This window comes from Holophagales bacterium, from assembly GCA_016719485.1.
In the GTDB taxonomy this organism is placed as follows: domain Bacteria; phylum Acidobacteriota; class Thermoanaerobaculia; order UBA5066; family UBA5066; genus UBA5066.
Map to the genome: position 1 here is coordinate 228,368 of JADJZB010000021.1, position 24,898 is coordinate 253,265.

A 24,898-nucleotide genomic window follows, 5' to 3' on the forward strand; every position below is an offset into this window, starting at 1 on the left:
GGGTCCTGTTCCTCTTTTCTTCGTCAAGGGCATCAGGTCCATGGCCAATATAGTATCTGATGAAGTTGTTGTCAAGTATCTCCAGGCACAATCAAACAAGCCGACGGTTCCGGCCGACGATTGGATCGTCCGGGGGCGAACTGGAGTGGTTAAGTTACTTACCCAAATGGCCTTGCGCGTTCGTAAGGGCCTGGACCAGGAAGCGGCACGCCCAGTTCTGCGGACGCGCGAAGAGCCCAGTTGGGCGAGCGGAGCATCTCCCGGCCGAGGAGGACGAGGTCTGCCTGGCCGCTCTCGATGATCTCGTCGGCCTGGCGGGCCGTCGTGATCAGGCCGACCGCGGCGGTCGCCACGCCGGCCTCTGCCCGGATCCGGGCCGCGAAAGGGACCTGATATCCGGGGCCGACCGGGACCCGCGCCCTCGGGTGCATCCCCCCTGAGGAGCAGTCGACGAGATCGACACCGGCCGCACGCGCGTGGCGGGCGAAGACGACCGCCTCTGAGGGAACGAATCCTTCCTCGAACCAGTCGGTGGCCGAGATCCGGAGGAAGAGTGGCAAGTCATCGGGCCACGCGGAGCGGACCGCTTCGACGACCCGAAGCGGGAAGCGCATCCGGTTCTCGAGCGAGCCGCCCCAGGCATCGGTTCGACGGTTGGAGATCGGTGACAGGAACTGGTGCAGCAGGTAGCCGTGCGCCGCGTGGACCTCGGCAACCCGGAAGCCGGCGGCGACCGCACGGCGCGCCGCGGCCACGAAGTCGGCGACGACCCGTGCCAGGCCCTCTTCGTCGAGCGCGAGCGGGACCTGCCAGCCGTCGTCGAACGGGACGGTGCTCGGCGCGATGACCGGCGACCAGCCCCCGTCTGCGGGCGACGCGGGGCCGCCGCCGTCCCACGGTCGCTTCGTCGACGCTTTTCGTCCGGAATGCGCGAGCTGGATCGCGGGCACCGAGCCCTGGGCCGACAGGAACGCCGCGATCCGTGCGAGCGGGGCGACCTGCTCGTCGGTCCAGAGGCCGAGATCCTGCGGGCTGATGCGCCCCTCTGGAGAGACGGCGGCCGCCTCGGTCATGACGAGCCCGGCGCCTCCGATCGCGCGCGCCCCGAGGTGAACCAGGTGCCAGTCGTTCGCGACGCCGCTCTCTGCGGAGTACTGGCACATGGGGGAGACGCCGACCCGGTTCGGGAACGTGACGGACCGGAGCGAAAAGGGTGTGAAGAGGGCCATGGCCCTAGGTTACGGGAACCCGAGGGCGGCGGGAGACGTAACAGGAGACGAGATGGTGAAGATCCTGCTGTGGCTCCTCCTCCTCGTCGTCTGCTGGCCTCTCGCGGTCGTGGCGCTCGTGGCGTATCCCTTCCTCTGGCTCCTCTCGATCCCGTTCCGGATCGTCGGGGTCGTTCTCGAAGGGATCGTGGAGCTCGTCCGCGCGCTCTTCTTCCTCCCGGCGCGCATCCTGGGCGGGCGGGCTCGGGCCTGACGGGAGAGGGCGCGGCACGGTAACCTCCCCGCATGACGGACGCGCGCCACCGGCTTCTCCTCGTCAGCAGCTCGACGATCCACGGACACGGCTACCTCGACCACGTCGCCGACGCCCTCGCGGCCTTTCTCGCCGGCGTGAAGACGCTGACTTTCGTTCCGTACGCCCTTGCCGACCGTGACGGATACGCAGCGAAGGTGCGGGAGCGATTTGCGGGTCTCGGGATAGAGGTCCTGAGCGTCCACCAGGCGCCCGACCCGCGCGCGGCCATCCGTGCCGCCGGGGCCGTCTTCGTCGGCGGTGGCAACACGTTCCGCCTCTTGAAGTGGCTCCAGGACGAAGGGCTCCTCGGCCCGATCCGCGACCGGGCCGGAGAGGGGATGCCGTACGTCGGCTCGAGCGCCGGGACGAATGTCGCCGCGCCGTCGATCCGCACGACGAATGACATGCCGATCGTCCAGACGGCGAACCTCCTCTCCCTCGGCCTCGTGCCGTACCAGATCAACCCGCACTACCTCGACCCGGACCCGGCCTCGACCCACAAGGGGGAGACCCGGGAGGAGCGCCTCCTGCAGTACCTCGAGGAGAGCCCGGTGCCGGTGCTCGGGCTGCGCGAGTCGGCCTACCTCCGTGTCGAGAACGGCGTGACGCAGCTCCTGGGCGAGAAGGGTGCGCGCGTCTTCAAGCGCGGGACGGCGCCGTTCGACATCGAGGCGGGCGCCGAGATCGAGCCGCTCCTGGGCTGACGGTCAGCGATTGGGTACGACGATGCCGGCGAGGCCGAGCTCCGCGAGGGTGTCGCGGGCCGCCTCGGCCTCGTCGCGAGACGGGTAGGGGCCGAACTTCACTCGCGTCAACCCGTCGAACGGCTCGAGCCAGGGCTGAGGGTAGCGTTCGGCGAGGCGTTCCTTCAACCGTGCGGCGTTCTCCTCGCTCGCGAAGGCGCCGGCCTGGACGGCCCAGGAGGTCACGGCAGCTTCGTCTCCCGGTCCCTTCCGGCCCGGGGTGGTTCGCCGTCCCGGCCCGAGCGAGACGACGGTGAGCGTCACGGGGACGACCCCGTCGCTGACGGCTCCGATCTCCTCGGCGGCAGCGCGCGAGAGGTCGACGATCCGCCCGGCGATGAATGGGCCCCGGTCGTTGATCCGTACCCTCACCGTTCGCCCGTTCTTCTCGTTCGTCACGTCGACGACGGTCCCGAGCGGCAGCGCCCTGTGTGCGGCCGAGACGCGGCCCGGCTCGAAGGTCTCCCCGCTCGCCGTCGGCAGCCCCGCGAAGTCGGCCCCGTACCAGGAGGCGAGGCCCCGTTCGACCCCTTCCCCCTTCAAGTCGTCCGCTCCCCTCACTGCGGGTCGCGGGGAGCAGGAGGAGAGGAGCGCCGAGGCCAGGAGGAGCGCCGCGACCCGGAGGACGGGCGCTCGTCGCTGCCCGGGTCTCAGACCTTCACCTCGACGGGAGCGTCCGAGAGAGCCGCGGCGTGAGCGGCCAGGAGCGGGTCGACCTCGGCCGCGAGGAACTCCTCGACCTGCTCGGGCGCGCGGCCGACGAAGATGCGTGGGTCCGCGGCGGCGGCGACCTCCTCGCGCGAGAGGCGAAAGAGCGCGTCGGCGGCGATCCGGTCGAGGAGGTCGTTCTCGCCCCCTTCCGCCTTCAGGCGGTCGCCGGCGGCCTGGGCGTAGACCCGGATCCGTTCGTGCAGCGCCTGCCGGTCTCCCCCCTTTTTCGTGGCGGCCATCAGGACGTTCTCCGTCGCCAGGAACGGGAGCTCTTCGGCGAGCCTTCGGCGGACGACCTCCGGGTGGACGACGAGACCCGAGGCGACCGCCTCCCAGAGAATGAGGAGGGCGTCGGCGGCGAGGAACGTTTCGGCGAGGGCGAGTCGCCGGTTCGCGGAATCGTCGAGGGTCCGCTCGAGCCACTGCGTCGCGTGCGTCCAGCTGCCGTTCTCGGCCGTCGTGAGGATCCAGCGCGAGAGGGCGTTCATCCGCTCGCACTTCATGGGGTTCCTCTTGTAGGGCATGGCCGACGATCCGACCTGCCTCGAACCGAACGGCTCCTCGACCTCCTTCATGTGCTGCAGGAGCCTCAGGTCGTGGGCGAACTTCGAGGCGGAGGCGGCGACTCCGGAGAGGGCGGAGAGGACGAAGGCGTCCTGCTTGCGGGTGTAGGTCTGCCCCGAGATGAGGAGCCGATTCGGGAAGCCCGCCTTCTCGGCGACTTTCCGGTCGAGGAGGTCGGCCTTCCTGGCGTCGCCCCCGAAGAGCATGACGAAGGACGCCTGCGTGCCCGTCGCGCCCTTGCACCCGAGGAACTTCAGCTCGTCCCCGCGCCGCGAGAGCTCGTGGACGTCGAGGACGAGGTCCTGGATCCAGAGGCAGGCGCGCTTGCCGACGGTCGTCGGCTGGGCCGCCTGGAAGTGGGTGTAGCCGACGCAGGCGACGTCCTTCTGCTCGCGCGCGAAGGCCGCGAGCCGGGCGATGACGCGCACGGCGCGCCTCTGCACGAGCCCGAGCGCGTCGCGCAGGACGAGGAGGTCGGCGTTGTCGCCGACGAAAGCCGACGTCGCGCCGAGGTGGATGTAGGGGCGCGCCTCCGGCGCCACGTCGCCGAGGGCGTGGATCTGCGCCATCACGTCGTGCTTCGTGTCGCGCTCGTACCGGTCGGCCGCCTCGAGCTCGCCGTCGGTCGGAACGAGGTGCTCCCGGAAGGCGGTGATCGCGGCCTCGGGGATCGGCAGGCCCAGCTCCCTCTCCGCCTCGGCGAGCCAGAGCCAGAGGCGTCGCCACGGGGCGAACTTGTGGCGCGCCGAGAAGAGAGCCGACATCTCCGTCGAGGCGTAGCGCCCCGTCAGGGGGTTCTCGTACGCGTCGGCGTTCAATCCTGTTCCTCGATGTCCTCGACCTCGGGAAGCCGGAAGTCCTTCGCCTCGTCGGCGCCGCAGAGCGCGCAGAAGCCGTTCGCGACGTTCCCCTTCCGGTCCAGCTCGAAGGAGTAGCAGGGGGTTTCGCAGTTGTTGCAGATGACGAACTCGACTTCCTCGCTCATCTTCGTCTCCGCTTGCTATTCTCCCGCGGCCGCCACGGGGGTTCCAGCATGCCGATCGCCGTCCATTCCGAAATCGGTCGTCTCAGGTCCGTCGTCGTCCATCAGCCCGGCCGGGAAATCGACCGGATGACCCCGGGGATGATGCAGGATCTTCTTTTCGACGACATTCTGCACGGCGCCCGGGCGCGAGAGGAACATCGAAGGTTCCAGCAGGTCCTGCGACTCTTCGCGGAGGTCCTCGAGGTGCAGGATCTGCTGGAAGAGGTCCTCGCCGACCCGGGTCGCCGGAAGCTCGTCCTCGACGATCTCTCTGCGACCCTCCGGCTGCCGGCCCCCGTCCTCGAGCGCCTGGCCGACCTCGACGCGGAGACGTTGGCGGCGGCCCTGGTGGAGGGTCTGGAGCAGCCGCACCCGGAGATCACCGGCTCGATCGACTCCCTCTTTCTCCTGCCGCCGGTCCCGAACTATTTCTTCCAGCGCGATCCGGTCATCCCGGTCGGCGACCGCCTCGTCCGCGGGTCGATGGCCACCCCCGCCCGGCTCCGGGAGCCCCTCGTCTCCGGCGCCGTTTTCGAGCATCACCCCCGATTCGCCCGTCCCGACGGGATCTTCTGGTTCCACGAGTTCCGGGCCGCCTGGGGCAAGAACGTCTCCACCGCGAGGATGCGGCCGCACATCGAGGGGGGGGACGTCCTCGTCCTGCGCGAGGACCTCCTCGCCATCGGGTACTCGGAGAGGACCGAGGAGACGACGATCGAACGGCTTTCGGCGGCGCTGAAGAAGGCCGGGTCCGAGGTGCGCCACATCGTCGTCATGGCGATCCCGCACGAGCGGTCGTTCATGCACCTCGACACGATCTTCACCCAGGCGTCCGAGTCCGAGTGCCTCTGCTACGCGCCGATGGTCGTGGCGGGCGGGGCCGAGGAGGCCGACGTCTACTCGATCGACCTGACGCACGACGAGATCACCTGGACGGCCGAGAAAGACTTCCTTTCGGCCCTCAAGAAGCGGGGGCTCGACCTCGAACCGATTCCCTGCGGGGGGAGCGACCCGATTGCCGAGCAGCGCGAGCAGTGGACGGACGGGGCGAACGTCTTCGCCGTCGCGCCCGGGATCATCATCGGCTACGACCGGAACGAGCGGACCGCCGACGAGCTCGACCGGCACGGCTACGAGATCGTTCGGGACGAGGACCTCCTTCTCGGCCGCCGGGAGGTCGAGCCGAAGGGCGGTCGCAAGTACGCCATCCAGCTCTCGACGACCGAGCTGACGCGGGCCCGCGGCGGCCCGCACTGCATGACGATGCCCCTCGTCAGGGAGCGGCTTCCCTGACACACCGCGCCTCCCCGGGCGCCTCCGGCGCCGCCGTGGTCTTCCTCGCGGCGTCCCTCGCCGCCTGCGGCGGCGGGAACGAGGCGGGGCCGGACCCGATGCCGGCCTCGGGCGGGGCCGCATTCGTATCCCTCTCCCGTGTACCGCTGCGCGCCGAGCCACAGGCGAAGGGCGCCATCGTGACGCTCCTGCCCCGCGGCTCCCAGGTGCGGCTCGAGGCGGTCGAAGGGGCCTTCGCGCGCGTCGTCGCGAAGGGCGGTCGGGAAGGGTGGCTCGAGGCAGGCACCTTCGAGACCTCGCCGGAGCAGCAGGCGCGCGAACGCCGAACGAAGGCCGTGGCCGGCTTCGCGACCGTCGGAGGCCGGATCGTCTCGCCCTGTCCCGTCTACCTCGCGCCCGACTATGGCGCGGCGCGCTGGGGAGAGCTGGAGGACGGTGACCCGGTCGAGGTCGTCCTCGCCGAGCACGACTTTCTCGGGGTGCGGCTCCTCGGTATCGACCTGGCCTTCGTCCCCGCGCACGCCGTCCGGTACCTCGCACCGCCCCGTCCGACGCCGGCGATGCCTCGGCCCGCACCCGTCGAACCGCCGGATTCCCCGGTCCCGGGCAGCGGCGCGACCGCCGGGGCCGGCGGCGGGGCGAGCCCGGAAGAGGCGGAGGCCGAGTCGGCCGAGCCCTACGCGTCGCTCCCCTTCGGGGCGGAGCCTCCGGTCCTGAAGAGGCGCGTCGAGCCGCAGTACCCTTCCGTGGCCCGGAAAGCCGGGATCGGTGGAGAGGTCGTCCTTCAGATCGTCGTGGAGCGCGACGGGACGATCGGCAGCGTCTTCGCGGTGGAGGAAGCCCCGATGGGGCTCACGACCGCGGCCACCGATGCCGTCCGCCGATGGGTCTACACCCCCGCCCGGCTCGACGGGCGCCCTATCGCCGTCGTGAAGACGGTCCGGGTCCGCTTCACGCCCGCGGCACCCTGACGACGGGGCCGGGCCGCGGCCCCTATAATCCTTGTGCAACCCTCATGTACGAGCTCGTCTACGAGGTCGAGGGTCGACCCCAGCGCTACCGGATCACGGGTCCGGAGGTCTTTCTCGGGCGGTCGAGCGAGAACGAGATCGTCCTGAACGATTTCTCGGTCTCCCGCCGCCACGCGGTCATCCGGCGGGAGAACGAGCGCTGGATCATCGTCGACCAGAACTCGACCAATGGCGTGAAGGTCAACGGGCGTTTCGTCGCCTCCTCGCCGATCGCGCCGGGCGACGTCCTGACGGTCGGGACGTTCTCCCTCACCGTTCGGGAGGAAGCGCCCGTCGTGAGGCCGAAGGCGCCGGTGCAGCCCGTCGGGGAGTCGTCCTCCACCTTCGTCCGGTCGATCGCCGACTTCAACCGCGACTTCCACCTCGAGGACTACGTTCCGGAGGACGAGGGCGAGCCCCTGACGCAGTCGGGCAAGCGCTCGACCTCGGCCGTGGCCCGGAGCAAGATCTTCGAGATCCTCGTCCAGGTCGCCAAGACGCTCATCCTCGCCCGCGAGGTCCAGGAGATCCTGGGGCGCGTCGTCGACCTCCTCTTCGAGCACCTCCCGGTCGACCGCGCCGTCGTCGTCCTCGTCGGAGACGAGGGCCGGCTCGTCCCGATGCTCTCGCGCCAGCGCGGGAAGGAGTCGGGTGACGCGGGGGAGACCTTCTCCCACACGATCGTCGAATCGGTGATCCAGAACCGGGTCGCCGTCCTCACGTCCGACGCCCTCGCCGATGGCCGGTTCGAGGCGGGACAGTCGATCCGGATCCAGCAGATCCGCTCGGCGATGTGCGTCCCGCTCTGGAACCAGGACCGCGTCATCGGCGCCCTGCACGTCGACACGCCGCTCCGGGCCGGGTCCTTCACCGCGGACGACCTCGACCTCCTGACCGCGCTCGGGAACTTCGCCGCCGTCGCCATCGAGCGGGCGCGCCTGCAGAGGCGGATCGAGAAGGAAGAGCGGATCAGGGAGCGCCTCTCGCGCTACCACTCGCCCGGCGTCGTCGAGGAGATCGCCTCCGACGCGAGCGGCGTCATCGACCGCGTGAGGACCCGGAACGTCTCGGTCTTCTTCGCCGACATCGTCGGCTTCACGAGCGCGGCCGAGGGAATGGACCCCGACGCGCTCTCGCGGTTCCTCTCGACGTTCTTCACCTTCGCGGCGGACGCCATCTTCGCGGAGGGGGGCACCCTCGACAAGTTCATCGGCGATGCCGTCATGGCCTTCTTCGGCGCGCCGATCGTCCAGCCCGACCACGCCCGCAGGGCCGTCTCCGCCGCCTGCAAGCTCGTCGAGAACGTCAAGGCGTGGAACCTCGAGCGGGTCGCCCGGGGCGAGCCGCCGGTGGGCGTGCGGATCGGCGTCAACACGGGGAACGCGGTCGTCGGCGACATCGGCTCGGCCCAGCGCGTCGACTACACCGTCCTGGGCAACACCGTGAACGTCGCCGCCCGGATCGAGGAGTACGTCGCCGGCCCGAACGAGGTCGCCGTCGGCGAGGAGACCGCCCGCCTGACGTCGGACGACTTCTCGTACGAGCCGCTCGGCGACGTGAAGCTCAAGGGGCTCTCGCGCGGTCTCCCGTGCTACCGGGTCCGGCTCGACGCTCGCGGCGTCCCGCTCCCCGCGCCACGCTGAATGCGCCCGTCCCTCGACAGTCTCGTCTTCCTCACCTCGAACGCGGGGAAGGCGCGCGAGGCGGCGGCGTTCCTCGGGAGGCCCGTGACGGCCCGCGCGCTCGAGATCCCCGAGATCCAGTCCCTCGACTTCGCCGAGGTCGTCACGGCCAAGGCTCTCGCGGCCGTGGAGAGCTCGGCGTCCCGGTCCTCGTCGAGGACTCGGGCCTCTCCCTCCCGGCCTGGAAGGGCTACCCCGGACCGCTCACGAAGTACGCGGTCGGAGCGGTGGGAGAAGCCGGCTTCGCGCGCCTCGCACATGCCTGGGGCGATCCGCGCGCCGAGGCCGTCTCGAACCTGGGCCTTGCCTGGCCGGGAGCCTCCCCGGCGGACGTCGTCGTCGCCGAGGGCCGCGTCGCGGGGACGCTCGCCCCCGAGCCCCGCGGCGCGAACGGTTTCGGCTGGGACGTGATCTTCATTCCCGCGGGCGAGACGAGGACGTTCGCCGAGATGAGCGTCGAGGAGAAGAACGCGCGCTCGCACCGGGCGAAGGCGTTCGCGGAGCTCGCGGCTCTCCTCGCTCCGGGCGAGTAGCCGTCACGTCGGACGGCGCGGGGATAGGGGTCAGGTCCGTTTTCCGTGAGTCGGCGAGGGGTCGTGGCCGTCGGCGCCGGGGCTCGCGCCCTCGTCCGGTGCCCTCGACACCAGACGCGCGGCGAGTGCGTCTGCCTTCCCGCGCAGTTCCTCGACGGACCCGTCGCTGACGAGGACGTCGTCGCAGACTGCGTTACGGACCTCGTCGGAGAGCTGGGCGCTCATCCGGGCGCGGACGGCCTCGCGCGTCGACGCCGGGTCGCGGGCGAGGACGCGGGAGAGGCGGACCTCCTCGGGGGCCGACACGGCGACGAGGTGGTCGAAGCGCTCCCGGCCGCCGTTCTCGACGAGGAGCGTCGCCTCCACTACGGCGGCGGTGTGGCCTTCGGCCTCCCGCTCGGCGAGCCAGCGTTCGGTCTCGACCCTCACGAGGGGGTGGATGCGGCCGTTCAGGCGCGCGACGGACGCGGGGTCGCCGAAGACGAGGGCCGCGAGGCGCGGGCGGTCGACGGCGCCTCGCTGGTCGAGGACCTCCTGCCCGAACTCGTCGGCGATGGCGGCGGCCCCCGCGCTTCCGGGCTCGTAGAGGGCATGGACGAGGCGGTCGGCGTCGAGGACGGGAATCCCCAGCTCGCGCCAGCGCGCGGCGACGGCGCTCTTGCCGGAGGCGATCCCGCCGGTGAGGCCGACGCGGCGCATCTTCAGAGCCTGCGGCGGGCGCGGCAGAGGTCGACGGTGTTCGAGAGGAGGAGCGCGATCGTGAGCGGCCCGACCCCGCCCGGGACGGGGGTGTAGCGCGAGGCGCGCTCCTTCACGTCGACGGGGTGGACGTCGCCGACGAGGAGCGACCCCTTCGCCGCGAACGCCTCGGTCTTCGCCTCGTCGCCGGGGAAGCAGCGGGCGACCTCGGCGGCGGTGGCGATCCGGTTGATTCCCACGTCGACGACGACGGCTCCCGGCCGGATGAACGCGGCCGTGACGAACGCCGGCCGGCCAATCGCGGCGACGAGGAGGTCCGCCTCGCGACAGATGGCCGGGAGGTCGCGGGTCTTCGAGTGGGCGACGGTGACGGTGGCGTCGGCCTTCGTCAGGAGGGTCGCCATCGGCTTTCCGACGATGTCGCTCCGGCCGAGGACGACGGCGCGGACCCCTCTCAGCGGCACGTCCTCGCGGCGGAGGAGCTCCATGATCCCGGCGGGGGTGCAGGGGACGGGGGCCCGCTTGCCCTGGACGAGGCGGCCGACGTTGACGGGGTGGAAGCCGTCCACGTCCTTCGCCGGGTCTATGGCCTCCAGGATTCGCGACGACTGGATGCCGCCGGGGAGCGGCAGCTGGACGAGAATTCCGTCGACCTCCTCGTCGGCGTTCAGGCGGCCGATCTCGGCGAGGAGCATCGCCTCCGTGACGGTGGCGGGGAACCGGAGCGTCTCGGCCCGAATCCCGGCCTCCCGCGCGCTCTTCTCCTTGTTCCTGACGTAGACCTGGCTCGCGGGGTCGTCGCCGGCGACGATGACGCAGAGGCCGGGGACGAAGCCCCGGGAGGCGAGGGCTGCGGCGGCGTCGGCCGTCTCGCGGCGGATGTCGGCGGCGACCTTCGCGCCGTCGAGGATCGTGGCGGTCATGGGGTTCCTTTCCGCGCCACGTGGGCGGCGGCGATACCGAATGAAAGGAGTCGGACGTCGACGGCGGCGAACCCGGCGGATCGCATCCTCTCCGTGAGGGCTTCGGGAGCTGGCCAGCGGCCGACGGAGTCGGGGAGGTACTGGTAGGCGGAGCCGTCCCTGGAGACGAGCCGGCCGAGGAACGGGACGAGTGTCCTCACGTGGAAACGGACGAGGGGAGCCAGGGGGCCGGTCGGCTCCGGCGTGAACTCGAGGACGACGAGCCGTCCCCCGGGCTTCAGGACCCGGCAGAGCTCGCGGAGCCCGCGGTCGAGGTCTTCGAAGTTGCGGACGCCGAAGGCGGCGGTCGCACCGTCGAAGGTGGCGTCCGGGAACGGGAGGCGCAGGCCGTCCGCCCCCGCTTCGGGAATCGGGACGCCCCGGCGGCGGAACTTCTCCTGGCCGATGGCGAGCATCTCGAAGGTGAAGTCGGCCGCAACGACCCGCGCCCGCCCGCCGCTTCGCTTCGCCACCGCGAGGGCGAGGTCGCCGGTTCCCGAGCAGAGATCGAGGTGGACCTCCCCGGGGAGGGGAGCGAGGAGCCGCGCGGCCTCCCTTCTCCAGGCGACGTCGGTTCCGCCCGACAGGAGCCTGTTGAGGAGGTCGTACCGGGGGGCGATTCGGGAGAACATCGCCTGGATCTTTCCCGCGGCCTTGTCGATTCCGGGCGGGGGAGCCTCGTTCACGGGCCGGCACGGTAGCCTTCACGGAACGGTCCGTAAAGCCTCCGGCACGGCTCCGGGTCCCCTCTCGAGCCGAAAAGAAGTCCGGGTTCCGGGAGCCGCCGCCCGGCTCTCCGGGTTCCATTCCGGGTTTCGCTTGACAGGCTGCGAGGGGCGTCGTATGTTTCCCGGCCCTGCGCGAGAGTGCACTTGCGCAAGGAGCGTCCTCCACCGGGAGCCCGGTCTTTCTCAGTGCCCGGCCGGGTCCTGTACTACCGAGACGAGAAGCGTGGCGCGGCGCGCGCTTCGCGAAACCCCGACCGGAGAGCTGAGTTTCCGTGAGTTCCCGAACGCCTCTCCCCAAGATGAACGAGCTCCCGCGGCGCTGGATCGTCGTCGATGCCGACGGCAAGGTCCTGGGCCGCATCGCAACGGTCATTGCCATGCACCTGACGGGCAAGTCGAAGCCGACCTACACGCCGTTTCTCGACACGGGCGATTTCGTCGTCGTCGTGAACGCGGAAAAGGTGGCGCTGACCGGCGTCAAGGAAACCGCCAAGCTGTACCGGCACCACACCGGTTTCCCGGGCGGCCTCAAGACGACGAGCGCGGACAAGCTCCGCGCGACCCGTCCGGAGAAGCTCGTGGAGGAAGCCGTCCGCGGGATGCTTCCGAAGACGAAGCTCGGCAAGAAGATGTTCAAGAAGCTGAAGGTCTACGCGGGGCCCAGTCACCCGCACGTGGCCCAGGCCCCGAAGCCGCTGTGAGGCCGGAGGAGAGATCGTGAGCAACCTGCAGTACCACGCGATCGGCCGGCGGAAGGAGGCGGTCGCCCGCGTCTACCTCCGTCCGGGAAGCGGCGTGTTCGTCGTCAACGACCGCCCGTTCGACCAGTACTTCCCGAATGACGTGCTGAAGATGGTCATCCGCCAGCCCCTCCAGCTGACGGAGTCGACCGAGAAGTTCGACATCATCGCCCGCGTCGCGGGCGGTGGCAGCGCGGGCCAGGCGGGCGCGATCCGCCACGGCGTCTCGCGCGCCCTTCTCCTCTTCAACCTCGAGCTTCGGCCGGCGCTGAAGAAGGCGGGTCTCCTCGTGCGCGACTCGCGGATGAAGGAGCGGAAGAAGTACGGCCAGCGCGGCGCCCGCGCCCGGTTCCAGTTCTCGAAGAGGTAGCCATGAGCCAGATCACGATGAAGGAGCTCCTCGAGGCGGGCGTCCACTTCGGGCACCAGACCAAGCGCTGGAACCCGAAGATGAAGAAGTACATCTTCGGGAAGCGCAACGGCATCTACATCATCGACCTGCAGAAGACGCTCAAGTGCTTCCGCGAGGCGGCCGCCTACGTCACGGAAGCGGCCTCCCAGGGCAAGAACGTCCTCTTCGTCGGGACCAAGCGGCAGGCCCAGGACGCCATCTACGAGGAGGCGAACCGCTGCGGGATGTTCTTCGTGAACAACCGCTGGCTCGGTGGCACCCTCACGAACTTCGTGACGATCCGCAAGTCGGTCATGCGCCTCAAGGAAGTCGAGGGCATGCTCGGCGAGACCTCGGACGCCATCCTCACGAAGAAGGAGCGGATCCGGCTCGAGCGCGAGAAGGCGAAGCTCGCCAAGAACCTCTCCGGCATCACCGAGATGGAAGAGCTGCCGGATCTCCTCTTCGTGATCGACCCGAAGAAGGAGGCGATCGCGGTGCAGGAGGCGAACAAGCTCGGCATCCCGATCGTCGGCATCGTCGACACGAACTGCGATCCCGACCCGATCACCCACGTCGTGCCCGGCAACGACGACGCGATCCGCGCGATCAAGCTCTTCACGGGCAAGATCGCCGACGCCGTCCTCGAGGGCCTGCACGCCCAGGAGGAGCGGTTCGTCGGGAAGGCGGCGGAAGCCGACGACGAGCCGATGCCCGCGAACTTCGTGGCGGAGGGCGCGACCGTCGCCGAGGCGATCGTCGCGAAGGACTCCGCGCCGGCCCAGGCCTGACCCTCGACCTGACCTGATCGAGCCGGGCCGGCGGGAGTCGCGAAGGCGCGCTCCCGCCGGCCCTTTTCGCGTCCGGAGCGCCGGGCGCACGCAACACGACGAGAAAGCGCGCGCGGCGGACGTCCGCGCGACGGGAGAGTCCGATGGAGATCACCACCGCCATGATCAAGGAGCTCCGGGAGAAGACCGGAGCCGGCATCCTCGACTGCAAGTCGGCCCTGGCCGAGGCGAACGGGAGCCTCGAAGAGGCCGAGCTGTCCCTCCGGAAGAAGGGACTCGCCGCCGCCGCCAAGAAGGCCGGCCGCGTCGCTGCCGAGGGCCTCGTCGGCTACGCGTGCGATGGCACGGTCGCCGCGTTCGTCGAGCTGAACTGCGAGACCGACTTCGTCGCCAAGACGGACGAGTTCAAGGCCGCCCGGACGGCCCTCGCCGCCTGGGTCGCCGGCGACGCCTCCTTCGGCGACACGACCGACGGGAACGCCGAGGCGCTCCGGGCCATGACGGCTCCGGCGACGCTCGCCGGCGCGTCCGGCACGATCACCGAATGGCTCCAGGCCGCCACGGCGAAGACCGGCGAGAACACCCAGCTCCGCCGCTACGCCCGCATCGTCGCGGGCGAGGGGAATGCCCTCGCGCTCTACGCCCACCCCGGCGACAAGACCGTCGTCGTCGTCGAGACGAAGGGGTGCGACGCCGAGCTCGGCCGCGACCTCGCGATGCAGGTCGCCGCGCTCACGCCGCTGTACGCCGTCCGCGAGGAGGTCCCGGCCAAGGCCCTCGCCGACGAGCGCGAGGTCGCCAAGGCCAAGGCCGTCGCTGCCGGCAAGCCCGAGGCCGTCGCCGAGAAGATGGTCGAGGGGATGATCGGCAAGTGGTACGGCGAGGTCGTCCTCGTCGACCAGACGTTCGTCAAGGACGACACGAAGAAGGTCTCCCAGGTCATCGCCGAGCGCGCCGGCAAGGACGCCCGCGTCGTCCGCTTCGTCCGCTACAAGGTGGGTGAAGGGGTCGAGAAGAAGCAGACCGACCTCGCCGCCGAGGTCGCCGAGCTGACGAAGTAGCGCAGGCGAGCCGATGGGCACCGAGACGGGCCAGCCGGTCTACCGCCGGGTCCTCCTCAAGCTCTCCGGGGAAGCCCTCCTCGGAGGGCAGCCCTTCGGCATCGAGCCGGCGATGGTGGCCCGCATTGCCGACGAGGTGGCCGCCGTGGCACGGATGGGCGTGCAGCTCGCCGTCGTCATCGGCGGCGGGAACATCATCCGCGGCGTTTCGGCCGCCACGCAGGGCATCGACCGGGTCACGGGCGACAACATGGGGATGCTCGCCACCGTCATCAACGCCCTCGCGCTCCAGGACGCCACCGAGCGACGGGGCGTGCCAACCAGAGTCATGACGGCGTTCGAGGTCCGCTCCGTCGCCGAGCCCTTCATCCGCCGCCGCGCCGACCGTCACCTCGACAAGGGGCGCGCGGTCATCCTCGCGGGCGGCACCGGAAACCCCTTCTTCACGACGGACTCGGCCGCCGCACTCCGCGCGAGCGAGCTGCGCGCGGACGCGATCCTCAAGGGGACGAAGGTCGACGGCATCTACACCGCCGACCCGAAGAAGGACCCGTCCGCCGTCCTCCTCCCGCACGTCACCTACCAGGAGGTCCTCGAGAGGCGGCTCGCCGTGATGGACGCGGCCTCCATCGCCCTCTGCCGCGAGAGCCGCATCCCGATCCGCGTCTTCAACCTCCTCGTCCCCGGGAACATCCAGAGGGTCGTCACGGGCGAGCCGATCGGCTCTACCGTCGACGCGGGCGAACCCGCAAACTGAACAGCAGCTGTAAGAGAGAGGAGAGAGCCGATGCCCCTCGCCGAGATCCGGAAGGAAACCGAGCGCCGCATGGTGGTCTCCATCGACGCGCTCAAAGCGGAGCTGAAGCACCTTCGGACGGGCCGTGCCTCCGTCGCCCTGCTCGAGGGCGTCCACGTCGAGTACTACGGCACGCCGACGCCGCTCAACCAGGTCGCCAACCTGTCGACGCCCGACGCGACCCTCATCCTGATCCAGCCCTGGGAGGCCCAGCTCTGCCCTGTCATCGAGAAGACGATCCGCACCAGCGACCTGGGCCTGAACCCGAGTTCCGACGGCCGCGTCGTCCGCGTGCCGGTCCCCTCCCCGACGGAGGAACGGCGCAAGGAGATCGTGAAGAAGGCCCACACGCTGGCCGAGCAGGCGAAGGTGGAGATCCGCCACCATCGGCACGAGGCCAACGACAAGGTCAAGAAGGAAGGAAAGGCTTCGACGATCTCGGCCGATGAGGAGAAGCGCGGCCTCGACGAGATCCAGAAGCTGACCGACCGGTACGTGGCCGAGGTCGACGCCGTCGTCAAGGCCAAGGAAACCGACATTCTCGCGCGGTAGCGTGACCGTCGTCGCGCTGATCCCGGCGGCGGGCCTCGGGGCCCGGTTTCACGACGCGGGGCCGAAGGCCCTCGTTCGGCTCGCGGGGAAGCCCTTCCTCATCCACGCCCTCGAGCGGCTCGCGGCGTCCGGAAGGGTCGACCGGGCCGTCGTCGCGGTCTCGCCGGGGAGCGAGGCGGCCTTCGCGGAAGCCCTCGCGGGATTCGCTGCGATGCCCGTGGAGACGACGCAGGGCGGCGAGACGCGCCGCGACTCGGTCGTTGCCGCCTGGCGCGCCTCGGCCGCCGGAGACGACGACCTCCTCTGCATCCACGATGCCGCCCGGCCGCTCGTCGACCCCGCCGACGTCGCGGCCGTCGTCGCAGCCGCGGCGGAGCACGGGGCCGCCCTCGCCGGGAGCCCGGTCACCGACACGGTGAAGCGGGTGAAGGATGGTGTCGTCGTCGAGACGGTCCCGCGCCACGACCTCTTCGCCGCTGCGACGCCCCAGGTCATGCGCGCCGGTCTTCTTCGCGAGGCGGTCGACGCCGGTCTCGCCGACGCCACCGACGACGTCGAGCTTCTCGAGCGGCGCGGTGTCGTCGTGCGGACGGTCGTCACGTCCCGCTGGAACGTGAAGATCACCTACCCCGAAGACCTGGCCCGGGCCGAGGCGTGGCTCGCGGCGGAGGGAAGACCGTGAGCCTTCGGATCGGCCAGGGGCTCGACGCCCATCCCCTCGTTCCGGGGCGCCGCTGCGTTCTCGGGGGAGTCGAGATCCCGTCCGACGCCGGGCCCGAGGGGCATTCCGACGGCGACGTCGTCCTCCACGCCCTCGCGGACGCCCTCCTCGGGACTGCTGCCGCGGGAGATCTCGGGAGCGTCTTCGGGACGACGGCCCCGGAGTGGAAGGACGCGTCCTCCTCCCGTTTCGTCACGGAGGCTCTCGAGAGGGCGGGGCGCCCGCAGGTCCTGAACGTCGACGTCACGCTGATCGCCGAGCGCCCCCGCGTCGGGCCGTACCGCGACGCCATGCGCGAGACGATTGCCGCCCTCCTCGGCATCCCCCTCGAACGCGTCTCCGTCAAAGCGTCGAGCGGCAACGGCATGACCGGCTTCGGGCGGGGCGAAGGGGTCTTCGCATCGGCCGTCGTCCTGGTGGACGGTCGATGATCGTCGCGGGCTTTCACCCGGTCCTGGCCGCCCTCGCCGAGCGCCCGGAGGCGATCGAGGCGCTCCTCCTTCAGGAAGGCCGCCGTGACGCCCGGGTCCGGGAGCTGGAGCGATCGGCGCGCGAGAAGGGAATTCCCGTCAGGGTCGTTCCCCGCGAGGAGCTCGACAGGACGGCGGGGAAGGCGCACAACGGCGTCGCGGCCCGGGTGGCGACGCGGGAGTACGACCCGATCGAGGAGGTCCTCGGCGGCGAGCCGGGCAGCCGGCTCGTCCTCTTCCTCGACGAGGTGACCGACCCGGGAAACCTCGGCTCGATCCTCCGGACGGCCGCCGCGGCGGGGGCCTCCGTCGTCCTGCCCGAGCGGCACTCCGCCGGCCTGAACGAGTCGGTCTCGAAGGCCGCCGCCGGGGCGCTCGAGAGGGTGAAGGTCGCACGCGTCGGGAACGCGGCGCGCTTTCTCGGGGACGTGAAGAACGACCGCTTCTGGGTCTACGGCGCCTCGCCGGAAGGCGAACCGCTCTGGGACGTCGATCTGACCGGTGACGTCATCTTCTGCCTCGGCGCCGAGGGCCCGGGCCTCCGGCGGCTGACGCGAGAGACGTGCGACCGGCTCGTCGCGATCCCGATGGCCGAGGGAGCCGGCTCGATGAACGTCGGGGTCTCGGCGGCCATCCTCCTCTTCGAGTCCCTACGCCAGCGACGGTCGAAGCGGCCGGCCTGACCGGCGGACGCCGGCGCACTCCGAACGCGCCGCCACCGGCCTCGGCGAGGGTCACCGCACACGGAACACGTGGATGACGGGCCTCGCCTCGTCCGCGAAGAGCTCGATCAGGTAGAGAAGGCCGTTCTGCCGGTCGAACGTGACGTCGCCGAGGCGGAACCGCTGCTGGACTCCCGGGCCGACCTCCTCGACGTCGACGCGCGACGGGTTCAGGAAGAGGTGCGGGTCGACGTCGAGGAACCCGTAGGGCTGTGGCGCCCAGGGCTCCAACGTCCCGGACGCGACGCGGGCGAGGTCGTCCGGGTCGTAGAAGAGGAGACGCCCGGCGAAACGGCTGCTCCACCAGCCACGGCTCGAAGTGTGCCCCGCGCACTCGACCACCTCCGCGGCCGGGCATGGAGTTCCGTCGGCCATCCGGCAGGTCGTGTACTCGTTCACGAAGTCCCCGGCCACGCAGGGCCGGTCCGGTCCGGCCGGGTTCAGGAAGCCATACCAGAAACGGTCGCCGACACCCTTCGTCCCGGCGAAGAGGACCGCCGACCTCCCGGACGCGGTCGTGAGGAACGCCGCTCCTTCCCACGTGTCGGCGTGCTGCGTTCCAGCAAGGCACCGCTCGATGCGTTCGGAGTCGAGGGCGGAGGCGTAGAGGAGAAGCGTCGTCGCAGGAAGGGTCGCTCCGGCGGCAGGGGGCGTTCCCGCCGCGTCGAGCCAGGGCCGGTAGGCGAAGAGCGCCGGACCCATTCCGGCGAGTCCGCCGTCGCGGTAGCGGCCCGTGCCGAGGACCCGGCCGGCAGTGTGCGCGTTCGCCCAGGCCTCCGGGATCTCGAGCATGTACCCGTTGACGGCGTAGGGTGAGAGGCCGCCGAGGAACCAGGCTCCCCTGGGCCGCGGGGCGGAGAGGTCGGGGTCGAACCAGGCGTGCGTGGGCCGGTCCGGGGGAGGCGGAAGGTGCTCTCCCCAGGCGAGGTGGATGCGTGAGCCGGTCTCGGGCCGGTCGAGGTACTGCATCCCGAGGCGGGGGATCTCGTCGATTCCCGCAAAGAGTCCGCCCGTGACGTCCGTCAGCGGCTGGATCAGTCGCGCCTGCGGCAGGTTCTCGACGTTCCTGGAGACGACCGGGGCCGGGATGCCGATCTCGGCGACGCGGCTCCCGTCCGGGAGCTCGCCGTAGGGCATTCGGTCGTGCCCCGTGACGAAGAGCGAGCCGGGAAAGCCGTCCGCTCCGCCCGCCGGGTCGCCGCCGGGTCGGAACGTCATCGCGTTTCCGCCGTACTCGAAGGTGAGGGGCCTCAGACCGCCCTCGGGGAACCTGAAGGCGCCGAGATACTCGATGTCGGCCGGCGAGATGCGCGCGGACGGCACTGCGGGGGAGATCACGGCAGGGACATACGCGCCGTCCCCCGTCCGCTGCCCTGGGATGCCTCCGTCGTTGAGGACGCCGTAGGCGATCCAGGGCGCGCTTCCGGAGGTCCTTCGCACCCGTGCCCAGGCGCTTCTCACCCCGAGAGGCCGGAGGGGGTCGGGCAGCTGAAGCCAGGCGGCCTCGTCCAGCCGCACCGTCGTGGGGGGGCCCGCCGGGCTGCCGCCGGCCTCGGCGTCGAAGAGCTGGACCTCCAGCGTGATGGGTCCGGAGCCGGTCTCGCCGGCGTGGACGAATGCGACATTCGAGCGGACGTCCGCCTCGGCCCGGAGTCCCGTGACGACACCCTCGGCCGTCGCCTCATGGCCCTCCGCCACGCCGGGGAGGAAGACGCCGTAGGCGCCCCCACCCGGTGATAGGGAGGAGACCCGGGCGCCCGCGTAGAGCCCGGCCATCCCGGCGGAGCCCGTCACGCGGAGCCGGCCCGCGTACGAGGCCGCCCCGGCGGGTCCGACGGCGATGCCGAGAGCGCGGAGATGCGAGAGGGCATCCGGGACGATGCGCTGTTCGCGCGGCGCGAGCGTCAGAGTCGCAGCTCCGCCCGCTCCGAAAGCCGGGGCAAGGGACTCACGGTAGTCGAGGGTGAGCGTGGCCGCCGTCGTCCCGCGGTTCACGAGGACCAGCTCCGTTCGAAAGGCCGGCGTCTCGACCAGAGCCGGCACCGTCACGGAGTCCGCCGTCGCCGTGTCCGGCTGCGCCTCCAGGAACGAGCCATCGTTCGTACCGCCGTCGTTGACGACGCCGTAGGCGCCGAAAGCCCCTCCTGCGATCCTCTCGACTACCGCCCAGCCCTGCACGAGCCCGGCCTTCGCGAAGATCCCGTCGATCTGCCGCCAGTCACCCGCCTCCAGCCTCAGCGCGTCGGCAGAAACCACTTCGACGCCGTTCCCGGTTCCGCTCACGGCAGTGACCCGTACGCTGACGAACGACGTTCCGGGATTGAAGACGGCGAGGTTAGAGCGTTCCGCTGCGGTCGCCCTGAGTCCGTGGACGACGGCCCGGCCGGTGAACGCCGTGGACGGGGAGACCGCGAGGTAGGCGAGGCCCGAGGCTCCCGCCGGGTGGGGTGCGAAGGTGGGGCTGGTGGTTCTCGCGACGGCGGAGAGAATGGCGGCAGCGGTGTCCGGGAAAGTCACCCGGAGCGTTCCGGCGTGAGGGGCACCCTCCGACAGGCCGGGGAAGTCGACGCCGCGTCCAGCCAGGATGCCGAGGACGTCGGGCAGGGTCCGTTGCGTCCCGGCCGGGAGATTCTCGGTTACCATTCCGGAAGCCGCGCCGAGCGAGCCCCGGTACGAGAGGGAGAGTTCGACGGCGGCGTTTCCCCGGTTCGTCAAGGTCAGCTCCGTGCGGTAGTGCGCCGCTGGGGACCGGACGTCGAGGACGACGGGGACGACGAGGTCGGCTGCGGGGAGCGGGAATCCCCCCAGAACACCCACGACCCCGATCGCGGGGACGAGGCCAGCTCGCATGTCCGCCTCCGGTGGAACCTCCCGGAATATGAGGTCGACGGGACGGGACCGCCATCCCTCCCCGCTGAGACGTTTCGGGCACGAGAATCGCTTGACGGAAGATCCGGGCGCTGATATACACCACGGTTCGCGCCTCTCGGCTTCGGCCGGGTGTCCGGCCGGGGCCTCGGGTGCGACGGGCTGGCGTAGCTCAACTGGCAGAGCAGCTGATTTGTAATCAGCAGGTTGCGGGTTCAAGTCCCATCGCCAGCTCCACGGTCGACTCCGGAGGCGGCTCCGGGGCGGTCCGCGGGAAGGAGAATCCAGAGACGGACGAAGACGTGGGTAGGTGGCCGAGTGGTTAATGGCAGCAGACTGTAAATCTGCCGCGCTTAGGCGCTACGGGGGTTCAAATCCCTCCCTGCCCACCAATAACTCCGACATCGGTTCCGGCCCCTCGAGGGGTGCGGACCAGACAGCGGTGACCGGGCCCACGTAGCTCAGTTGGTAGAGCACGTCCTTGGTAAGGACGGGGTCAGCAGTTCAAATCTGCTCGTGGGCTCCAGAAACCTCTCCCGGGCGCGAGGCCCCGCCTGGGACAGGGAAGACGAAGGGCCGGAAGGACACCGGCGGGAGTAACTCAGGGGTAGAGTCACAGCCTTCCAAGCTGTTGGTCGCGGGTTCGAATCCCGTCTCCCGCTCCAGACCTTTCCGGGAAGCGGGAAGACCGGAGAAGCAGGGGAGCCGGGACCGGCCGCGGGGACGGCGAGGAAGCGGAGAGAGCGATGCCGAGAGACCTGATCAGCCTGGCGTGCGGCGAGTGCAAGCGCCGGAACTACACGACGACGAAGAACAAGAAGACCCACCAGGAAAAGCTGGAGGTCGCCAAGTACTGCCGTTTCTGCAGGAAGCACACGGCGCACAAGGAAGGCAAGGTCTAGGGCCACCGGGGCCTGGACGTGCGAAGGGGTGTAGCTCAATTGGCAGAGCAACGGTCTCCAAAACCGTAGGTTCGGAGTTCGAGTCTCCGCACCCCTGCCACTTTTCCCGCCGTGGAGGCGGGCCGGACGCCCCGGAAAGGGCGGCGCGGCGCCGAGGGCGCAAGGAAGACGGATCGAATGAACCTCACCGAGCGGTGGAAGACCTTCAGGGAGTTCCTCGTCGACGTCCGGAAGGAAGTCGGCAAGGTCAGCTGGCCGGCCAAGGACGAGGTCGTTGGCACGACCACGGTCGTCATCGTCTACACCGCCGTCGTCGGCGTGTTCCTCTTCACCGTGGACGCGGCGATCACGCCGGTCATCAACTGGTTCTTCGCCAGTTTCGGCCAGTGAGCCGCCGAGGCCTCGCGAGATGACGGAATACGACGGCTCCCCGGCCCCCTCCGACGCCCCTCCCGCGGCGCCGTCGATGGACTGGTACATCGTCCACACCTACTCGGGGTTCGAGGACCGGGTCGTCCAGGAGCTGACGAACCGGATCAAGGCCCAGGGCATGGAGTCTCAGTTCGGCGAGATCCGGGTGCCGAAGGAGACCGTCGTGGAGATGAAGGCGGGGAAACGCCGGAACGTCGAGCGCAAGTTCTTCCCGGGGTACGTCCTCGTCCAGATGGAGATGGCGGACGAGACGTGGCATCTCGTGAGGAACACCCCGAAGGTCACCGGCTTCGTCGGCGGCTCTTCCAAGAGCCCGGTGCCGCTGATGCCGGAAGAGGTCGAGGCGATCCTCCACCACACGGCCGAGTCGAAGGAAAAGCCGAAGCCGAAGTACACCTACGAGCGGGGCGAGAAGGTGAAGATCGTCGACGGTCCGTTCAAGGAGTTCACCGGCGACGTCGAGGAGATCAACGTCGAGCGGTCGACCCTCCGGGTTCTCGTCACCATCTTCGGCCGGCCGACCCCGGTCGAGCTCGAGTTCGTCCAGGTTCAGAAGCAGTAAATCCTCAGGGGCCGGCGCGCCGGCGCCCTCATGAACGCGGGGCCCGCCCCGCCACCGATCGAAGGAACCCACAATGGCCAAGAAAGTCGTCGGGATGGTCAAGCTCCAGATCGAAGCCGCGAAGGCGACGCCCGCGCCGCCCGTCGGCACCGCCCTGGGCCCGCAGGGCGTCAACATCATGGACTTCTGCAAGTCCTTCAATGCGAGGACGGCGAAGGACGCGGGGCTGATCATCCCGGTCGTCGTGACGGTCTACTCCGACCGGTCCTACACCTTCATCACGAAGACCCCCCCGGCCTCGGTCCTCCTCAAGAAGGCGGCCAAGGTCGAGAAGGGCTCGGGCGTCCCGAACAAGAACCGTGTCGGGAAGGTCACGATGAAGCAGGTCGAGGAGATCGCGAAGCTCAAGTTCCAGGACCTCAACGCGGCCGACGTCGAGGCTGCGATGAAGTCGGTCGCAGGAACGGCGCGGTCCATGGGGATCGAGGTCATCGGCTGACGAGAGCCAGGGAAGACATGGAGAACGAAATCGTCGCGTGACGGTTTCTCATTGAGACGGTGTACGGGCCGGCGCTGACCCTCTCACGGCGCGCGGTCCCGCGATGCCCGGGGTGCCACCGGGGCTTCTCTTCGCGGGGACGCTGGACGGACGCCGCTCTCGGAAGAGCGGAAGAGAAATGACGGAAGGCAAGAAGTACACCGCTGCGGCCGCCCGAGTCGACCGGACGAAGCTCTACGACGTCCAGCAGGCCGTCGCGCTCGTCCGCTCGGCGGCGTACGCAAAATTCAACGAGACGCTCGAGGTGGCCCTGCGCCTCGGCGTCGACCCCAAGCACGCCGACCAGATGGTCCGTGGCACCGTGGTCCTCCCGCACGGGACGGGCGCGAAGATTCGCGTCGCGGTCGTCGCGTCGGGTGAGAAGGTCCGCGAGGCCGAGGACGCCGGCGCCGACGTCGTCGGAGGGGACGACCTCGTCGCGAAGATCCAGGCCGGGTACCTCGATTTCGAGGCTCTCGTCGCCACGCCCGACATGATGAAGTCTCTCGGAAGGCTCGGAAAGGTCCTCGGGCCCCGCGGCCTCATGCCGAACCCGAAGGCCGGAACGGTCACGTTCGACGTCGCCAAGGCCGTCAAGGAGCTGAAGGCGGGCAAGATCGAGTTCCGGGTCGACAAGACCGCCATCATCCACTGCCCGGTCGGCAAGATGTCGTTCGAGGACAAGGCCCTCGTGGAGAACGCGGAGGCCCTGATCTCGGCGATCCAGAAGGCCAAGCCCGCGGCGGCGAAGGGCAAGTACGTGAAGTCGATCTTCCTCGGGTCGACCATGGGCCCGAGCGTTCCGGTCGACCCGGCGGTCGCCGACAAGCTCGTGGGGAGGACCGCGTGAACCGCGCCGAGAAGACCGACGCCATCGCCCGGATGACGGACGCCGTGGGGCGCGCCCCACATGCGTTCCTCATCGACTTCCAGGGGATCAACGTCCCCGACGTCACCGAGCTCCGCCGGCAGATCCGGGCGACCGGCTCGGAGTACGTCGTCGTCAAGAACACGCTCGCCCTGCGCGCCTTCAAGGACGTCCCGATGGGCGCGCTGTCCGAGCACTTCTCCGGCATGACGGCGGTCGCCTACTCGACGACCGACATCGTCCAGCTGGCGAAGGTCCTTCACCAGTTCGGCAAGACGAACCCGAAGGTCAAGGTCAAGGCCGCCCTCGTCGAGGGCCTGCCGGTACCGGCCTCCGCCCTCGAGGCGCTCGCGAGCCTCCCGACCCGTCCGGAGCTCCTCGCCCGTCTCGTCGGGCTCCTCCAGTCGCCGGTGCGCCGCCTCGTGGTCGCGCTGTCGACCCCGCAGCGCAAGCTGGCGATGACGATCTCGGCCGTTGCCGAGCAGAAGGGTGCCGCGGCCTGAGGCCCGGACCCGCCCGCGACCTCACAACAACAACGCGTACGCGCGAAGAGACAAGGAGAACGCAATGGCCCTTACCGTCGAGCAGTTCGTCACCGAAGTCGAGGGGATGTCCGTCCTCGAGCTCAACAACCTCGTCAAGGCCCTCGAAGAGAAGTTCGGCGTCTCGGCCGCGATGATGGCCGCCCCGGCCGCCGCCGCGCCGGCTGCCGCCGCCGCCCCCGTCGAGGAGCAGACGGAGTTCACGGTCTCCCTCAAGGAGGCCGGCTCGAACAAGATCAACGTCATCAAGGCGGTTCGCGAGGTCAACTCGTCCCTCGGCCTGAAGGAGGCCAAGGACCTCGTCGAGAACCTGGGTGTCCTGAAGGAATCCGTGTCGAAGGACGAGGCGGCCGCGATCAAGAAGAAGTTCGAGGAGATCGGCGCCAAGGTCGAGGTCAAGTAGTCGAAGTCCGGCTTGTCCCCAACGGGAGGCCGTCCGGTGACGAGCGTCGATTCCCCGAGGGGCCGG

The 24,898-nt window shown here is 70.0% G+C and carries 30 protein-coding genes and 5 tRNA genes; 27 read left to right on the top strand and 8 right to left on the bottom strand.

Annotated elements, in window-relative coordinates; genetic code table 11:
• Window positions 1–158 precede the first annotated feature (158 nt).
• Entirely contained in the window at window positions 159–1,229 is a 1,071-nt protein-coding gene (locus IPN03_12960; protein MBK9374601.1) for an NADH:flavin oxidoreductase/NADH oxidase, read from the bottom strand.
• Between the two features lie 52 nt (window positions 1,230–1,281).
• Here IPN03_12960 and IPN03_12965 point away from each other — a divergent pair, with 52 nt between their 5' ends.
• Both IPN03_12965 and pepE read left to right on the top strand, forming a co-directional pair.
• Complete coding sequence (locus IPN03_12965; protein ID MBK9374602.1) at window positions 1,282–1,482, top strand: hypothetical protein; 201 nt, start codon at window positions 1,282–1,284, stop codon at window positions 1,480–1,482.
• A 32-nt stretch (window positions 1,483–1,514) separates the two neighbouring features.
• A complete protein-coding gene (gene pepE, locus IPN03_12970; protein MBK9374603.1) occupies window positions 1,515–2,228 on the top strand; it encodes a dipeptidase PepE in 714 nt (237 codons plus the stop codon).
• A 3-nt stretch (window positions 2,229–2,231) separates the two neighbouring features.
• On the opposite strand, the gene IPN03_12975 is transcribed toward pepE, so the two are convergent.
• The 3 genes from IPN03_12975 to IPN03_12985 form a co-directional block, all read right to left on the bottom strand.
• Window positions 2,232–2,810 (bottom strand): septal ring lytic transglycosylase RlpA family protein, encoded by a 579-nt coding sequence (locus IPN03_12975; protein ID MBK9374604.1) that lies wholly within the window; start codon window positions 2,808–2,810, stop codon window positions 2,232–2,234.
• Between the two features lie 107 nt (window positions 2,811–2,917).
• Complete coding sequence (locus IPN03_12980) at window positions 2,918–4,360, bottom strand: adenylosuccinate lyase (GenBank protein MBK9374605.1); 1,443 nt, start codon at window positions 4,358–4,360, stop codon at window positions 2,918–2,920.
• Window positions 4,357–4,527 (bottom strand): hypothetical protein, encoded by a 171-nt coding sequence (locus tag IPN03_12985; protein MBK9374606.1) that lies wholly within the window; start codon window positions 4,525–4,527, stop codon window positions 4,357–4,359. Before IPN03_12985 ends, IPN03_12980 begins: the two co-directional genes overlap by 4 nt.
• Window positions 4,528–4,575: 48 nt before the next feature.
• Between IPN03_12985 and IPN03_12990 the strand changes: the two genes are divergently transcribed.
• From IPN03_12990 to IPN03_13005, 4 genes are read left to right on the top strand one after another with little or no spacing between them, the layout of a single operon-like run.
• Window positions 4,576–5,859, top strand: coding sequence for a hypothetical protein (locus IPN03_12990; protein ID MBK9374607.1), 1,284 nt, complete (start codon window positions 4,576–4,578; stop codon window positions 5,857–5,859).
• A 35-nt stretch (window positions 5,860–5,894) separates the two neighbouring features.
• Entirely contained in the window at window positions 5,895–6,830 is a 936-nt protein-coding gene (locus IPN03_12995) for a TonB family protein (protein MBK9374608.1), read from the top strand.
• Window positions 6,831–6,874: 44 nt separating this feature from the next.
• Window positions 6,875–8,512 (top strand): FHA domain-containing protein, encoded by a 1,638-nt coding sequence (locus IPN03_13000; protein MBK9374609.1) that lies wholly within the window; start codon window positions 6,875–6,877, stop codon window positions 8,510–8,512.
• A complete protein-coding gene (locus IPN03_13005; protein MBK9374610.1) occupies window positions 8,458–9,084 on the top strand; it encodes a non-canonical purine NTP pyrophosphatase in 627 nt (208 codons plus the stop codon). The genes IPN03_13000 and IPN03_13005 overlap by 55 nt, the downstream gene beginning before the upstream one ends.
• Before the next feature lie 30 nt (window positions 9,085–9,114).
• Here IPN03_13005 and IPN03_13010 read toward each other — a convergent pair whose 3' ends face one another.
• From IPN03_13010 to IPN03_13020, 3 genes are read right to left on the bottom strand one after another with little or no spacing between them, the layout of a single operon-like run.
• Window positions 9,115–9,783: a dephospho-CoA kinase gene (locus IPN03_13010; protein MBK9374611.1), complete on the bottom strand. Its 669-nt coding sequence runs from the start codon at window positions 9,781–9,783 to the stop codon at window positions 9,115–9,117.
• Between the two features lie 2 nt (window positions 9,784–9,785).
• Window positions 9,786–10,706: a bifunctional methylenetetrahydrofolate dehydrogenase/methenyltetrahydrofolate cyclohydrolase FolD gene (folD, locus tag IPN03_13015; protein MBK9374612.1), complete on the bottom strand. Its 921-nt coding sequence runs from the start codon at window positions 10,704–10,706 to the stop codon at window positions 9,786–9,788.
• Window positions 10,703–11,377: a class I SAM-dependent methyltransferase gene (locus IPN03_13020; protein MBK9374613.1), complete on the bottom strand. Its 675-nt coding sequence runs from the start codon at window positions 11,375–11,377 to the stop codon at window positions 10,703–10,705. Before IPN03_13020 ends, folD begins: the two co-directional genes overlap by 4 nt.
• A 368-nt stretch (window positions 11,378–11,745) precedes the next feature.
• Here IPN03_13020 and rplM point away from each other — a divergent pair, with 368 nt between their 5' ends.
• From rplM to rlmB, 9 genes are all read left to right on the top strand, one after another.
• On the top strand, window positions 11,746–12,174 hold the full coding sequence (rplM, locus tag IPN03_13025) for a 50S ribosomal protein L13 (protein ID MBK9374614.1): 429 nt from the start codon (window positions 11,746–11,748) through the stop codon (window positions 12,172–12,174).
• A 16-nt stretch (window positions 12,175–12,190) separates the two neighbouring features.
• Window positions 12,191–12,583 carry a 30S ribosomal protein S9 gene (rpsI, locus tag IPN03_13030; GenBank protein ID MBK9374615.1) on the top strand — a complete coding sequence of 131 codons (393 nt, stop codon included), beginning with the start codon at window positions 12,191–12,193 and terminating at the stop codon, window positions 12,581–12,583.
• A gap of 2 nt (window positions 12,584–12,585) precedes the next feature.
• Window positions 12,586–13,395, top strand: coding sequence for a 30S ribosomal protein S2 (gene rpsB, locus IPN03_13035; GenBank protein ID MBK9374616.1), 810 nt, complete (start codon window positions 12,586–12,588; stop codon window positions 13,393–13,395).
• Between the two features lie 143 nt (window positions 13,396–13,538).
• On the top strand, window positions 13,539–14,456 hold the full coding sequence (locus IPN03_13040) for an elongation factor Ts (GenBank protein ID MBK9374617.1): 918 nt from the start codon (window positions 13,539–13,541) through the stop codon (window positions 14,454–14,456).
• A 13-nt stretch (window positions 14,457–14,469) separates the two neighbouring features.
• Window positions 14,470–15,213, top strand: coding sequence for a UMP kinase (locus IPN03_13045; GenBank protein MBK9374618.1), 744 nt, complete (start codon window positions 14,470–14,472; stop codon window positions 15,211–15,213).
• A gap of 30 nt (window positions 15,214–15,243) precedes the next feature.
• The gene (gene frr, locus IPN03_13050) at window positions 15,244–15,804 is read left to right on the top strand and encodes a ribosome recycling factor (protein MBK9374619.1); all 561 of its coding nucleotides are present in this window, start codon (window positions 15,244–15,246) and stop codon (window positions 15,802–15,804) included.
• A gap of 1 nt (window position 15,805) precedes the next feature.
• On the top strand, window positions 15,806–16,486 hold the full coding sequence (gene ispD, locus IPN03_13055; protein MBK9374620.1) for a 2-C-methyl-D-erythritol 4-phosphate cytidylyltransferase: 681 nt from the start codon (window positions 15,806–15,808) through the stop codon (window positions 16,484–16,486).
• Window positions 16,483–16,956, top strand: a complete 474-nt coding sequence (gene ispF / locus IPN03_13060; protein MBK9374621.1) for a 2-C-methyl-D-erythritol 2,4-cyclodiphosphate synthase — start codon at window positions 16,483–16,485, stop codon at window positions 16,954–16,956. Before ispD ends, ispF begins: the two co-directional genes overlap by 4 nt.
• Window positions 16,953–17,678 (top strand): 23S rRNA (guanosine(2251)-2'-O)-methyltransferase RlmB, encoded by a 726-nt coding sequence (rlmB, locus tag IPN03_13065; GenBank protein MBK9374622.1) that lies wholly within the window; start codon window positions 16,953–16,955, stop codon window positions 17,676–17,678. Before ispF ends, rlmB begins: the two co-directional genes overlap by 4 nt.
• A 51-nt stretch (window positions 17,679–17,729) precedes the next feature.
• On the opposite strand, the gene IPN03_13070 is transcribed toward rlmB, so the two are convergent.
• Window positions 17,730–20,567: a hypothetical protein gene (locus IPN03_13070; protein MBK9374623.1), complete on the bottom strand. Its 2,838-nt coding sequence runs from the start codon at window positions 20,565–20,567 to the stop codon at window positions 17,730–17,732.
• Between the two features lie 179 nt (window positions 20,568–20,746).
• Between IPN03_13070 and IPN03_13075 the strand changes: the two genes are divergently transcribed.
• The 12 genes from IPN03_13075 (at window position 20,747) to rplL (ending at window position 24,832) form a co-directional block, all read left to right on the top strand.
• Window positions 20,747–20,822: transfer RNA gene (locus IPN03_13075), tRNA-Thr, on the top strand.
• A gap of 67 nt (window positions 20,823–20,889) precedes the next feature.
• Window positions 20,890–20,977, top strand: a tRNA-Tyr gene (locus IPN03_13080).
• 58 nt (window positions 20,978–21,035) lie between these two features.
• A tRNA-Thr gene (locus IPN03_13085) sits at window positions 21,036–21,111 on the top strand.
• Window positions 21,112–21,175: 64 nt separating this feature from the next.
• Window positions 21,176–21,250: transfer RNA gene (locus IPN03_13090), tRNA-Gly, on the top strand.
• 81 nt (window positions 21,251–21,331) lie between these two features.
• Complete coding sequence (gene rpmG, locus IPN03_13095) at window positions 21,332–21,487, top strand: 50S ribosomal protein L33 (GenBank protein MBK9374624.1); 156 nt, start codon at window positions 21,332–21,334, stop codon at window positions 21,485–21,487.
• Window positions 21,488–21,511: 24 nt separating this feature from the next.
• Window positions 21,512–21,587, top strand: a tRNA-Trp gene (locus tag IPN03_13100).
• A gap of 77 nt (window positions 21,588–21,664) precedes the next feature.
• Window positions 21,665–21,877: a preprotein translocase subunit SecE gene (gene secE / locus IPN03_13105; GenBank protein MBK9374625.1), complete on the top strand. Its 213-nt coding sequence runs from the start codon at window positions 21,665–21,667 to the stop codon at window positions 21,875–21,877.
• 76 nt (window positions 21,878–21,953) lie between these two features.
• A complete protein-coding gene (gene nusG, locus IPN03_13110) occupies window positions 21,954–22,481 on the top strand; it encodes a transcription termination/antitermination protein NusG (GenBank protein MBK9374626.1) in 528 nt (175 codons plus the stop codon).
• 73 nt (window positions 22,482–22,554) lie between these two features.
• Window positions 22,555–22,980 carry a 50S ribosomal protein L11 gene (gene rplK, locus IPN03_13115; GenBank protein ID MBK9374627.1) on the top strand — a complete coding sequence of 142 codons (426 nt, stop codon included), beginning with the start codon at window positions 22,555–22,557 and terminating at the stop codon, window positions 22,978–22,980.
• Between the two features lie 178 nt (window positions 22,981–23,158).
• On the top strand, window positions 23,159–23,869 hold the full coding sequence (locus tag IPN03_13120) for a 50S ribosomal protein L1 (protein MBK9374628.1): 711 nt from the start codon (window positions 23,159–23,161) through the stop codon (window positions 23,867–23,869).
• Window positions 23,866–24,390: a 50S ribosomal protein L10 gene (locus IPN03_13125; protein MBK9374629.1), complete on the top strand. Its 525-nt coding sequence runs from the start codon at window positions 23,866–23,868 to the stop codon at window positions 24,388–24,390. The genes IPN03_13120 and IPN03_13125 overlap by 4 nt, the downstream gene beginning before the upstream one ends.
• A gap of 64 nt (window positions 24,391–24,454) precedes the next feature.
• A complete protein-coding gene (gene rplL / locus IPN03_13130) occupies window positions 24,455–24,832 on the top strand; it encodes a 50S ribosomal protein L7/L12 (protein MBK9374630.1) in 378 nt (125 codons plus the stop codon).
• Window positions 24,833–24,898: the final 66 nt, after the last annotated feature.

What these genes read in the sequence shown, in the direction of transcription:
- IPN03_12960 (MBK9374601.1), bottom strand. Translation starts at nt 1,229, where the DNA reads ATGGCCCTCTTCACACCCTTTTCGCTCCGGTCCGTCACGTTCCCGAAC.
- IPN03_12965 (MBK9374602.1), top strand. Translation starts at nt 1,282, where the DNA reads ATGGTGAAGATCCTGCTGTGGCTCCTCCTCCTCGTCGTCTGCTGGCCT.
- pepE (MBK9374603.1), top strand. Translation starts at nt 1,515, where the DNA reads ATGACGGACGCGCGCCACCGGCTTCTCCTCGTCAGCAGCTCGACGATC.
- IPN03_12985 (MBK9374606.1), bottom strand. Translation starts at nt 4,527, where the DNA reads ATGAGCGAGGAAGTCGAGTTCGTCATCTGCAACAACTGCGAAACCCCC.
- IPN03_12990 (MBK9374607.1), top strand. Translation starts at nt 4,576, where the DNA reads ATGCCGATCGCCGTCCATTCCGAAATCGGTCGTCTCAGGTCCGTCGTC.
- IPN03_13000 (MBK9374609.1), top strand. Translation starts at nt 6,875, where the DNA reads ATGTACGAGCTCGTCTACGAGGTCGAGGGTCGACCCCAGCGCTACCGG.
- IPN03_13010 (MBK9374611.1), bottom strand. Translation starts at nt 9,783, where the DNA reads ATGCGCCGCGTCGGCCTCACCGGCGGGATCGCCTCCGGCAAGAGCGCC.
- folD (MBK9374612.1), bottom strand. Translation starts at nt 10,706, where the DNA reads ATGACCGCCACGATCCTCGACGGCGCGAAGGTCGCCGCCGACATCCGC.
- IPN03_13020 (MBK9374613.1), bottom strand. Translation starts at nt 11,377, where the DNA reads ATGTTCTCCCGAATCGCCCCCCGGTACGACCTCCTCAACAGGCTCCTG.
- rpsB (MBK9374616.1), top strand. Translation starts at nt 12,586, where the DNA reads ATGAGCCAGATCACGATGAAGGAGCTCCTCGAGGCGGGCGTCCACTTC.
- IPN03_13040 (MBK9374617.1), top strand. Translation starts at nt 13,539, where the DNA reads ATGGAGATCACCACCGCCATGATCAAGGAGCTCCGGGAGAAGACCGGA.
- IPN03_13045 (MBK9374618.1), top strand. Translation starts at nt 14,470, where the DNA reads ATGGGCACCGAGACGGGCCAGCCGGTCTACCGCCGGGTCCTCCTCAAG.
- frr (MBK9374619.1), top strand. Translation starts at nt 15,244, where the DNA reads ATGCCCCTCGCCGAGATCCGGAAGGAAACCGAGCGCCGCATGGTGGTC.
- rlmB (MBK9374622.1), top strand. Translation starts at nt 16,953, where the DNA reads ATGATCGTCGCGGGCTTTCACCCGGTCCTGGCCGCCCTCGCCGAGCGC.
- IPN03_13070 (MBK9374623.1), bottom strand. Translation starts at nt 20,567, where the DNA reads ATGCGAGCTGGCCTCGTCCCCGCGATCGGGGTCGTGGGTGTTCTGGGG.
- rpmG (MBK9374624.1), top strand. Translation starts at nt 21,332, where the DNA reads ATGCCGAGAGACCTGATCAGCCTGGCGTGCGGCGAGTGCAAGCGCCGG.
- secE (MBK9374625.1), top strand. Translation starts at nt 21,665, where the DNA reads ATGAACCTCACCGAGCGGTGGAAGACCTTCAGGGAGTTCCTCGTCGAC.
- nusG (MBK9374626.1), top strand. Translation starts at nt 21,954, where the DNA reads ATGGACTGGTACATCGTCCACACCTACTCGGGGTTCGAGGACCGGGTC.
- rplK (MBK9374627.1), top strand. Translation starts at nt 22,555, where the DNA reads ATGGCCAAGAAAGTCGTCGGGATGGTCAAGCTCCAGATCGAAGCCGCG.
- IPN03_13120 (MBK9374628.1), top strand. Translation starts at nt 23,159, where the DNA reads ATGACGGAAGGCAAGAAGTACACCGCTGCGGCCGCCCGAGTCGACCGG.
- rplL (MBK9374630.1), top strand. Translation starts at nt 24,455, where the DNA reads ATGGCCCTTACCGTCGAGCAGTTCGTCACCGAAGTCGAGGGGATGTCC.